The organism is Pseudomonas sp. HMWF021 (assembly GCF_003061005.1).
Taxonomy (GTDB): domain Bacteria; phylum Pseudomonadota; class Gammaproteobacteria; order Pseudomonadales; family Pseudomonadaceae; genus Aquipseudomonas.
The window spans coordinates 27164-30106 of record NZ_QAIK01000082.1 but is presented as its reverse complement, the minus strand read 5'-3'; the positions used below and the strand labels follow the sequence as shown (position 1 = coordinate 30106).

Annotated in this window: 1 protein-coding gene; it reads right to left on the bottom strand. The window is 65.2% G+C overall.

Annotated elements, in window-relative coordinates; all coding sequences use genetic code 11:
- The coding region (locus tag DBR18_RS29075; RefSeq protein ID WP_256588677.1) for an autotransporter-associated beta strand repeat-containing protein at positions 1 to 2943 on the bottom strand (2943 nt) is incomplete at both ends.

The window sequence follows — 2943 nt, the reverse complement described above, 5'->3', positions numbered from 1 at the left end:
CTCAGTGTCAGATCGTTGCTGCCGACGACACCCAGGTTGCCCGCCAGGTTGATCGCGTTACCCGCCGTGAAGGCGCCGCTGGCATCCAGTGTGGTGCCGTTCGCCGCGTTCAGGGTGGCCGAGCCCAGCGCGCTGTTCGACGCCAGAATCAGACCGCCCGCGTTCAGTGCCACCGGCCCGAGGAAGGCGTTGTTGCCACCGAGGGTCAGGTTGGCCGCGCCATTTTTGATCAGGCCACCCGTGCCGCCAATGACCCCGTTGAGAGTCAGCGCGTTGCTGCCAAGCACGGTCAGGTTGCCATTGAGTGTGGCCGCGTTAGCCAGAGTGACCGCCGTGTTGCTGTCGAGTTGCGTGCCGGCGTTGGCCGTCAGCGTACCGCTGCCCAGCGCCGTGTTGCTGCCGACAACGATGGTGCCGCCATCCAGCTGCGTGCCGCCGCTGTAAGTGTTGGCGCCGTTGAGCACCAGGGTGCCGGTGTCGAGTTTGTTGAGGATGCCGCTGCCATCGATATTGACGCCGACGTTCGCGGTCACGCCCGGATCGACCCGCACTGCCGTGGTCCCGCCGGTGCCATTGACGGCGGTCAGTTGCCCCGCCGCACCGGTGACCAGGTTGTAGCCGTCGGTGAGGAATTGCATGCCGGTGAACGCTTGCGTGCCGTTCACAGTGACAGTCCCGGCGGCGCCCTGGAACACCGCGAAGTCACCGGCCCATGCCTGGTTGACCAGACCGTTGGCATCAGTCCAGTTGGTGCCGCCCGCATTCCACGTGCCGCTGCCGCCATCGACCACGCCGTTGGCGATGGTCTGGCTGCCGTCCCAGTAACGGATGTTGACGTTCGGTGCGGACACTTGAATGTTGATCTGATTGGCCACGCCGGTCTGCACCACCAGATCGCCGAGGGCATAGCCGACCGGCACGCTGGCGACGTCCAGGCCCAGGTTGGTCAGGGCACCGGTGTAGTTGAACAGACGATACACACCGACGCCGAAACCACCGGCATCGCTGACGTTGAGATTGCCATCCAGAGTCAGGTTGCCGCCGATGTTCATCAGCGAACTGGTCGATGGTGTCGCGAGGGCGACGTCGACATTACTGCCGGCAGCGAGGGTCAGCCCACTGGCCGACAAGGTATTGCCCGAGGACAGCGCCAGATGGCCGCCACTGTTGATGTTCACCGTGCCGAGCGCCGAACCGGTACCGGTCAGGGTACCGCCGGTGTTGACGTTGACCTGCGCACTGGCCAGCGAACCGCTGAGGTCCAGCGTACCGCCGTTGATCGCCGTGTTGCCGGTGATGCCGTTGATCCCGGTGAGACTCAACGTCCCGGTGCCGACTTTGGTCAGGCCGCCACTGCCACTCAGATCCCCGTCAAAGGTGCTGGTAACGTTGCCACCACCCACGGTCAGCGTATTGCTGCCGGCGAGTTGCACACTGCCGCTGCCGGTCAGCGCGCCGAGGCTGGCATCGCTGCCCAGATTCAAGCCGGCACCGGCACTGATGTTGACGCCGGACGTCGCACCCAGCGCATTGGCGTTGAGGGTGGTGACGCTACCGGACACGATGTTCACGGCGCCGGTGAAGGTGTTGTTACCGGCCAGAGTCAGGTCCGACAGACCGTTTTTGGTCAGGCTGCCCGCGCCGTCGATGATGCCGTTGAGGCCCAGGTCGTTATTACCCGCGACGGTCAGCCCGGCGTTCAAGGTGATCGCATTGCCGATGCCGAACGAGGCGCTGTTATCCAGCGTCGCCGCGCCGCCAACAATCAACGCGCCACTGCCCAGGCCGTTGGCATTGCCCAGAGTCAGTGTGCCGGCGTTGAGGGCGGTGCCGCCACTGAAGGTGTTGTTGCCGTTGAGTGTCAGATTGGCCGCACCGTTCTTGATCAACTGGCCGGTGCCGCTGGTGACACCGCCGAGGGTCAGGTTCTGCGTACCGCCGACGCTCAGCGCTGCATTCAGCACGACCGCGTTGGCCAGGCTGACCAACGGCGAACTGCTGTCGAGCGTTGCCGCGCCACCGACCGTCAACGCACCGGTGCCGAGTGCCGAACTGTTACCGACGGTCAGAGTGCCGGCGTTCAGGGTCGTGCCGCCGACGTAGGTGTTGGTGCCGTTGAGACTCAGATTGGCTGCGCCGTTTTTCACCAGGCTGCCGGCACCGGCGACGGTTCCGGTGAGGCTCAGATCCGCACTGCCGCCCACATTGAGTGCACCGGCGAGGTTGACCTGGTTGCCCAGGGTGACGGCGGTGTTGGTGTCCAGCGTGGTGCCCGCCGCTGCGTTCAATGCGCCGCTGCCGATTGCGGTATTGCTGCCGACAATCAGCTTGCCGGCGTTCAGCGCGGTGTTGCCGAAATAGGTATTGGCGCCGTTGAGGGTCAGGTCGGCGGCGCCGTTCTTGACCAGGCCACCGATACCGGCGACCACCCCGCCGAGGGTCAGCGCATTGCTGCCGCCGACGGTCAGGGTGCCGCCGAGGTTGACGTTGTTGGCCAGGCTGACGGCGGTGCTGGCATCCAGCGTGGTGCCGTTCGAGGCATTCAGTGTGCCCGTGCCGAGGGCGGTGTTGGCGCCGACGATCAGCGAACCGGCGTTGAGTGCCGTCGTGCCGGTGTAGGTGTTGTTGCCAGTCAGGGTCAGGCTTGATGCGCCGGTCTTGATCAGACCGTTCGCGCCACTGATCACTCCGCCCAGGGTCAGCGCGTTGGCGCCCCCGGTGGTGAGGTTGGCATTGAGAATCACGTCGTTGTTCAGGCTGACAGCAGAGCTGCTGTTGAGGGTGCCCGCGCCTTCCACCGACAAGGCCCCAGTGCCCAGTGCTGCGTCGTTGCCGACGGTCAGGCTGCCGGCATTCAGGGTCGTGCCGCCGCTGTAGGTGTTGCTGCCGTTGAGGGTGAGATTGGCGGTGCCGTTTTTCACCAGTTGGCTGGCGCCGCTGATC